Consider the following 7,281-nt stretch of genomic DNA (forward strand, 5'->3'; position numbering starts at 1 on the left):
GGTTAGATCACTCTCCGAGGAGCGTCGTCTGATAATGCGGGTCGATGAACCGAGAGAGGACGTTGTCCGCAACGTACTGTAACGCCTCTACCTGTTCCCGCATGGTCAGCGATTGTTCATACAGGATAACGATGCCGCGTTTATCGAACCCGACCGTGATTTCAGTACCCTCGTTTGGCAGCTTTACCTTGACCTTGGAGACGGGTTCGCCTTCGTACCGGTCCCAGAAGTCCGTGGCTTTCAGGCTGCGCCGGTCTCGGCCTGAGATTTGCTCTGGCTCTGAGGTCTGCGTCGGGTTGAGGTCTGCTTTGACAATGTCCGGCGCCTGTTCGATGATCTGCTGGAGCGTGCTTTCTTCGAAGTTGAGGGTTTCGAGGGAGTAGCCGGGGACGAAATTGGTCTCAAGGAACTCTTGGAGTTCGTTTTCGACTTCCTTGTTGCAGTTACCGATGGCAACGAAGTCACCGCCTAGGAACACAACGGGGTGTTTCTCTAGGATCTTCGTTTCGTGTTCACCACCTAGCGTTTCGTATTCAAACTCTCGTTCAATCGCGTACTCGAACCAGAAGACGTCAGTCGCTACGCTGTCTAACGTCTCTGGAAGTGTTCCCCGGCCTAAGTCCGCGTTTGATTCTCGGGCTGAGAGCTGTGCAACTCGATCCTCGACGTCGTCCGTATCGAGATCGTCGTGGGGTGTTGGTATCAATTTGTAACTAGGCATGGAATTCGCCCTCCTGCGCAATGCGGCGCTGCACTAAGGGTTTCACTGGGGCAGCCACCCGGTAAAACACGGACCGACCAGACTTCTCTTTCTCTAACAACGAATCATCGAAGAGATTCTGGAGATGGTACGAGATTGTGGACTTGTCCCGATCTAGGAGTTCGACCAATTCCGAAGGTCGACGTCCCTGCGGATGCCGGGCCAACAGCACATGTTTGAGGATTAGCACCTGTTTTTCCGATAACTCGTAGATACGTTCCGCTGCACCGTCTAGGTGGAGCGTCCGTGCAGCTGCATCAACTGCACCAACGTCACTAAGCTCCAGGTCGTTGAGAAAGGTCTCTTTTAGTGTTTCACGGAGGAGTTGATGGAACAGGCCGGGAATACCAGAACTGCACTCGTAGATACGCTGGTACAGATCTGTGGATACTTCGATTGGGGCTGTACTGAACGCCTGCATCGTCGCATCCAATGCCGCGATCGTGGTCGATTCATCTAGCGGTGAAAGCTCCACCACCTGTGAGACCGTGAGCGTGTCGTTGATCTCGTCTTTCACCATATTCCATCGTTCAGGCGTCCATGTCGTCACGACGAACACATCTGCAATGCGGCTACTAATCGTTCCCAGCGAATGCTCAATCCGCTTATCCTCCTCGCAATCATCTAATAGGATGATGGCCTTCTCCAAGTCGCTGAGTTCAGCAAGAACACCGTCCCAATATGGTTCGCTCTCCTCTGTATCCTCCTTGAATTGGGCCGCGGAATACTCTCGGGACGGTAATCCGGTTTCTAGCTGGTCCAGCATATGCTGGATAGTCGCAAGAAGCTGGGTTTTCCCGATACCGGTTACTCCGACAATAGGGATATGATGAGGTCCCTCTCGTCGAGAGAAAAACCCGAGGAACTCAGCGATCTCCTCAAGCTGAGCGTCGTGGTTGGGTGCGTTTTCCGGTTGCTCCCGGAAATACTGTGACACGAACCCTTCTGTCACACGGTCGGGGCGGATATCTTGGTCCTGTAGCCAGGCCTCGTAGTTGCTGATATCGCCCTGTTGCCCGCGTGCAAATGCTTCTTCGAATCGATGCTGCTTATCGGAATCAACCATGGATTTCGTACAGTACCCCTTCTATTCAAACTGTCGTACTCTCCCCAAAGTAATAAAACACTAGGGTCAGTAACACGTCTAATCACAGCTCATTCCGCAAACACACCACATCACAGACCCAATTTCGCACGGCAGGGGCGATTCACCCCACGGTTGTGGCTGCGCGCGCAGCGACCGCAGGGAGCGAGCACGGAGCGGAGGGTGGGGCGGCGGGGTCAGGGCCGGTCCGGCACACAGCAAAAAAAGAAGGCTGGGCTAACTGGCTATTTTTCCCACCACCGACCGCGCTCTGGGAATTCGATCCTCGACCAGCCCGTGATCGCGAGACTGCACCGGCCCTGGTACCAGTTCTTCTTGACCGCTCTGAATCTGACCGTCTGCCCCTCTCGAACCACCGTTTTCCCGCTCTTCTCCCAGACCGTGAATTTCGTGCGCCCGCTCTCGTCTTCGATGAGCCCGACTTGTTGAATTGAGTTGTCACTTGGAGCCCAGAGCTCAGTGATTTCACCCTGGACCGTCACTTCCCCGACGGGCACGTCCGGCACATCCGCGATGGGCACGATTGCACCGGGGACCGCCTTCTGCTCCTCCAACGTCTCCAGCACCGCCTTCGTCACGTCCTCTCCGCGCTGCACCTTCTCGGCCAACTGCTTCGCGACGACTGCTCTCGACCAGCCGCCCTGCACTTCGTCGCAGATCCGCATCGCCTGCTTGTTCACCGCTGCGAGTTCGTCTTGCGTCAGTTTCTCCCGTGGATCCGTGCGCTCCACCGGTTCGGGCTCATCCAGGCCACACTGCTCGACGACGACCTCCCGCGTCCGCTTCGCGCGTCCCTCCTGTTGACTGAGTTCCGCCTGGGCACTGATGTGCTCCAGCTCGGCTTCCCGGGCCTCGATTCGCTCCTCCTGTTCGAGAGTCTTCCCGAACATGTGATCCGGGCCTTCCTTGACCCGCGCATCTGGGTGGTTGGAATCGACTTTCGCCTGCACTTCCATGTCGACCGTCGCCCGGAACTCCGGGGTCTCGTCGACGACTTCGAACCCATCCTCGTCGACCTCAACTTCATCGTGTTTCTCGAAAGCCTGTTCATCGACCGAAACTACTTCACTGGAGACGTTCTTACTTGACATTGGAACTCACTGGTTCCTGAAGGCGCTCACGCGCCCGACACCGCGATGCTACAACATCGCGGATTTCCTCGACGACAACAACCGACAGAACCATCTGCGCGCTCTCGCTCGCGCCTTCGCGAGCGCCCTGTGGGCGCGAGCGAGAGCGCGCCCGAGGCGGACGATCATCCAGCACCGCGCACCGACCCGCCCGGAGCGAGCGGCCAGCGGGATATGCCCGCTCGTGTCCGGCCCGATGTGCGGGTCCGTGTCCAGGGCGACTGTCGCCGAGAACGCGCGCCGCAGTGTGGCGCGCGACAGCGCAGGCGGCACAAAGCGCTGGAACGCGAAAGCCCGCAAGGGGCGCAACCGACGGGGATACCCGCTGGCGCCGAGGGCACATCCATTTTAGCCCGGAACGGGCGCGGGCGGTGCGGAGAGCGCCCGCACGCCCGGAATGGTCGGTCGCGAGCGACGCGGAGGGCGGAACGCGGCGAGCGGGGCGGGCCATAACGGACACACCAGTCTAGCCGGCCGCGACACTCGGCGATCCAGCTACCGTCCTGGTGGACTCAGAAAGGGCGAGGCCGCCTCGGCCGTCCCCCGACCCCGCAAGCACCGCAGGCACGAGGCGCGCAGCGGTGGTCGCGGGATGCCGAGCGGCCGAGGGCTTTCAGAAACTGTATTTCAATCGTCGTGCTGCGCGTTCAATTCTGTCAGGAACTGGCCGGCTGCTGTCCCGATACGAACACCGTCGACGTTACGCATCTCGAGGTCATGCGTGGCAGTCCGAAAGGGGTGGTGGTCGACGAGAACGCGATGGATAACAGTTCGGACGGGGCCGGTCCCGTACCTATCGACGACAGTAGCCATCATCTCGTCGAGATGTGCGTCCCGGTGCTCCGTCCGGGGATGCTGTGCGCGCTCGAGGATGAGTTCGACCACGTCATCAACTGATGCGTGCTCGGGATTCTTGGTTCGTTCACAAACGTCGTAGAGAGCGTCGTTATCGGGCATTCCAAATCACTTCGAAGGATCCTCCACGGTGTCAGGGCTCCTTGAGCAATGAGCGAGCTCGCTGCACGTAACTGTTCGCGCCCCAGCTACGGGCGTCACTGATCGCATCGAGGAGCAGCCGCGCATCGGCAGCTGATAGGTGTTCAGCTCGAACGAGAACCGAGAGCAGCGTCGGTGTCGTGACGAGCCGAGTATCAGCGAGTGAGGCGTGGATCAAGCCAAGTTGGTTGAACTCGTCACAGAGGAAGAGCGTAGCATTGAGATCGTTCGCGAGCGTGACCGCCGCGTTTTCACCGTCATCGAGGGGGAACTCGGCATCGAGGTCGACCGACTGTGTCGTGAATGACTCTGTTTGGTCGAGGACGGCGGACGCGGCGTGTCCATGGACGTCATCGTACGAGGCGATCTCTTGGAGTTCATCGATGACCGCTGTTGGGACGACGACCTCGTACCGGGAGAGACAGAGTGCGAGTGGATCGGGGTCGTCGTCAGTAACGATCCCGAGACTCACGAGGGCGGAGGCGTCTGCGATAAGCCGCGACATCTAAGCGTCGGCGACCTCGTCGATGAAGTCCTCGTCCAACTGCTGTTTCAACACGCGGAGGTTTGCCGCCTCCTCGGCGCCGACGAGCGCTTTGAGTTGATCGAAGGTAATCTCATCGTCGTAATAGGCGGCAGCGATCTCTTGGGTGAGTGCGTCGTCGTGAGCGGCGTCTTGGAGGTACTCCCGAAGCGCGGTCACGAGGATATCTGTTCGGTCTTCCCCGAGGACTGCGGCCAGTGCGTCGGCCCGGTCGATGAGCCGATCGGGGGCCCGAAACTGCACGCGCTTCTTATCGGTGCTCATGATGTGTACATTGTGAGCCAACGCACTTAGCCGTTTTCGTGTGTACGATGTGAGCCTCACTCGGCTAAGCGTCACTCGGCCACGAGGTGCTCCGTGAGGTCGCGCGTCCAGTACGTCGCGAGCCCACCAGGGCTACAGCGAGCACACAGTTGGAGCGGCCCCTCGAGATGGCCGAGTTCGACGCGGAACCGGGTAAGTGCCGCGAGGGCGCCGACGACCAGTCCGCACCCGTCGCAGGCGTGGTGGTCGCGCTCGTCGGGATCCGACCGCGTCTGGGTGGCGCAGTCGACACAGATTGGGTGCGTCACCCGTTCGTCTTTCCCCCACGTATGCGCCTCGCCCATCGCTGTACCAGGCGGTGAATCGCAGAACCCACACCCAGAAAGCGTCTGTTGCATCAGTTGTCCTCCGCGTCGGCGTCGGTGGCGGCCTGCCAGCCACGATGGAACACGGCGAGCTGGGTGATCGACTTGAAGGGCTTGCTACTGGGCTCGTGGACGAGAATGCGTTGGTCAGGGATCGGCGCCACCACATCGTCCTCGACGAGGTCGCCAACGAGACGGCGGGCAGTCGCCTCGTCGATGTCCGCCGTCGCGACTCGGGACGCATCCCGGTCCTGTGCAACGAGTTCGGTTTCGAGCCGGTCGTAGTCGCCTGTCGTGTCGTCGATGATATCAGGTCCAGTCATGGAAGCTCACGCTCTGGACGCGCTTCGAGCGCGCCTCACGCCTCCTGGCGCCGATAGACACACCTGCGGTGCGGGCATGATGTCCTACGTCAGCTATCTGCCTCCAGCTAGCCGTTCCTGGTTGGAAGGGAGCATGACGCTACTCCAACACCTACTGTAAGCCACCCCTTGCTGTCGGTCTGTTAGAGTGCGATCACGAGCCCGGTCACGAGTGTCACGAGTCCGAGTGCCAGCCACGTCGTCCGCGCTGCAAGGCGCTGCCAAACCCGCCTCCCCAGCTGGCGGAGTTGATCACGGAGGGCTGCCCGCCGTTCTGTTTCGAGGACCGCGACTTCGTCGTAGTAATCGCGGCGCTCTGCGGGAAGCGTCCGGAGTGTCGTCTGGCACTCACTGCAGGTGTATTCGAACTCTGCACGGACGTGCTGGCGGCGGAATTCTTGCTCGCCGCTCTCGTCGTAGCCTGTGATCTCGTACACGAGGAGTTTCGAGACGAATCGACGGTTCCCGCACTCTGGACATTGGTTCATCCTGAGCGTTGGTGTTCCATCCTCGCTGCTCGTATCGTCTGGCCAGGATGTCTGTGACTCTGTGTCCTCGGTCTCTCGGGGTGGCCTCGTGTGGTTTTCTGACGGCGATGCACTCGCTGTCTCGGAGTTACTGAACGTGGACATGGGTTCACCTGTGACTGCACTCAGCTGACTCCAGGCTGGACACCACGGCGACTCTCGTGGTGGTGCCCATCGTGCTGAGCGCCGTCACCCTTGGTCGGCGCGATAAACGCCACTGCGGGGGAGTCGTCTAGTCGTCCCACAGTACTGCAATCCGGTCTTCGACCTCGTCGAGGACCAGTTGCAGGACATCACGATGATCGGTCGGCCAAGAGTCATCGTCACCAGGCGTCGGGGCGGTGGGCGGGGGATGGAAGTGGTCGCGCGTATTGTGGGGGTTCGGATGCCGATCCCATCGACATTCCCAGGTGTGCTCCGAATGGACCTCTCGATAGTGGATTGTGAAGTCGTCGTTCGTGTACCAGCGGACAGTCAGGGTTGCGTCGTCGACGGGCGCTGGGTAGTATGACGATGCAAAGACGACCTGAAGCTCGAGATGGCCGCTTGCATCCGTGATGGCCGCGTGGGAGACTTGTCCGGTGGCTTGGAGCCGTGTCTGAAGGAACTCAAGGATGGGACGATCGATGGGGGCAGGGCTCCCGCCATCGCCTGTCGGTGGCACCATCGAGCCGGCTACCCGGATGCCTGTTCGCGCTCGCCATCCGTGCGTTGCTGGCGTGCGCGCTCGTAGCGGGCACGCTCCTCGCGGGCGGTCGCCCAGTCGGCGAGGTCGCTGTACACGTCGTCGATGGTCCGTTCGTCGCTGGCTTCCGCGGCGGCGACGGCGTCGACGGCGGCCGGTGACGCGGCGTCGTACGCCTCCTCATACTCGGTGATGCGCGTCGTCAGCTCACGAACGCGGTCCTGGAGTTCCTCGACAGAATGGTCGGCTGCGAGCTGGTTGATGCGTCGCCACTCGAAGTACGCGTCATTACGCTCGTAGGTGGCTGGGTGGCCGTCGTGCCGGGTAACGATGCCGAGATCGTCGAACCAGCCCAGATACTTCCGGGCGGTCTTGGGGTCACAGTCGGCGCTGTCGGCGATCGCGCTCGCCGCCGTCGGCTCGCGGGTCTGCAGGATGGTGCCGTAGACGCGTTGTTCGACGTCGTCGCTGCTGAACGCGTCCTCAAAGGGAGGTGGCCCATCGGCGGCGTCTGTCTCGGACATACTCAGAATTGCAGGTCTA

Annotated in this window: 11 protein-coding genes; all 11 read right to left on the reverse strand. The window is 60.6% G+C overall.

Annotated features, from left to right (window positions below; genetic code table 11):
* Window positions 1–7: 7 nt before the first annotated feature.
* Window positions 8–721 carry a hypothetical protein gene (locus tag EYW40_RS18930; RefSeq protein ID WP_135823103.1) on the reverse strand — a complete coding sequence of 238 codons (714 nt, stop codon included), beginning with the start codon at window positions 719–721 and terminating at the stop codon, window positions 8–10.
* Window positions 714–1,826, reverse strand: coding sequence for a winged helix-turn-helix domain-containing protein (locus EYW40_RS18935; RefSeq protein WP_135823104.1), 1,113 nt, complete (start codon window positions 1,824–1,826; stop codon window positions 714–716). Before EYW40_RS18935 ends, EYW40_RS18930 begins: the two co-directional genes overlap by 8 nt.
* 263 nt (window positions 1,827–2,089) lie before the next feature.
* Entirely contained in the window at window positions 2,090–2,956 is an 867-nt protein-coding gene (locus EYW40_RS18940; RefSeq protein WP_135823105.1) for a DNA-binding protein, read from the reverse strand.
* Window positions 2,957–3,622: 666 nt separating this feature from the next.
* Window positions 3,623–3,952 carry a DUF8158 family protein gene (locus EYW40_RS18950; protein ID WP_135823106.1) on the reverse strand — a complete coding sequence of 110 codons (330 nt, stop codon included), beginning with the start codon at window positions 3,950–3,952 and terminating at the stop codon, window positions 3,623–3,625.
* A gap of 31 nt (window positions 3,953–3,983) precedes the next feature.
* Entirely contained in the window at window positions 3,984–4,496 is a 513-nt protein-coding gene (locus tag EYW40_RS18955) for a PIN domain-containing protein (protein ID WP_135823107.1), read from the reverse strand.
* A complete protein-coding gene (locus EYW40_RS18960) occupies window positions 4,497–4,799 on the reverse strand; it encodes a hypothetical protein (protein WP_092635685.1) in 303 nt (100 codons plus the stop codon).
* Between the two features lie 71 nt (window positions 4,800–4,870).
* Window positions 4,871–5,197, reverse strand: coding sequence for a DUF7558 family protein (locus tag EYW40_RS18965; protein WP_135823108.1), 327 nt, complete (start codon window positions 5,195–5,197; stop codon window positions 4,871–4,873).
* Window positions 5,197–5,487 carry a DUF8069 family protein gene (locus tag EYW40_RS18970; protein ID WP_135823109.1) on the reverse strand — a complete coding sequence of 97 codons (291 nt, stop codon included), beginning with the start codon at window positions 5,485–5,487 and terminating at the stop codon, window positions 5,197–5,199. Before EYW40_RS18970 ends, EYW40_RS18965 begins: the two co-directional genes overlap by 1 nt.
* A gap of 182 nt (window positions 5,488–5,669) precedes the next feature.
* Window positions 5,670–6,158, reverse strand: a complete 489-nt coding sequence (locus EYW40_RS18975) for a hypothetical protein (protein WP_237560649.1) — start codon at window positions 6,156–6,158, stop codon at window positions 5,670–5,672.
* 127 nt (window positions 6,159–6,285) lie between these two features.
* Entirely contained in the window at window positions 6,286–6,720 is a 435-nt protein-coding gene (locus EYW40_RS20490) for a toxin-antitoxin system TumE family protein (protein ID WP_135823110.1), read from the reverse strand.
* An 8-nt stretch (window positions 6,721–6,728) separates the two neighbouring features.
* On the reverse strand, window positions 6,729–7,262 hold the full coding sequence (locus tag EYW40_RS18985; protein ID WP_135823111.1) for a DUF7342 family protein: 534 nt from the start codon (window positions 7,260–7,262) through the stop codon (window positions 6,729–6,731).
* Window positions 7,263–7,281: the final 19 nt, after the last annotated feature.

The sequence above is a fragment of the Halostella litorea genome (assembly GCF_004785955.1).
GTDB classification, from domain to species: Archaea; Halobacteriota; Halobacteria; order Halobacteriales; family Natronoarchaeaceae; genus Halostella; species Halostella litorea.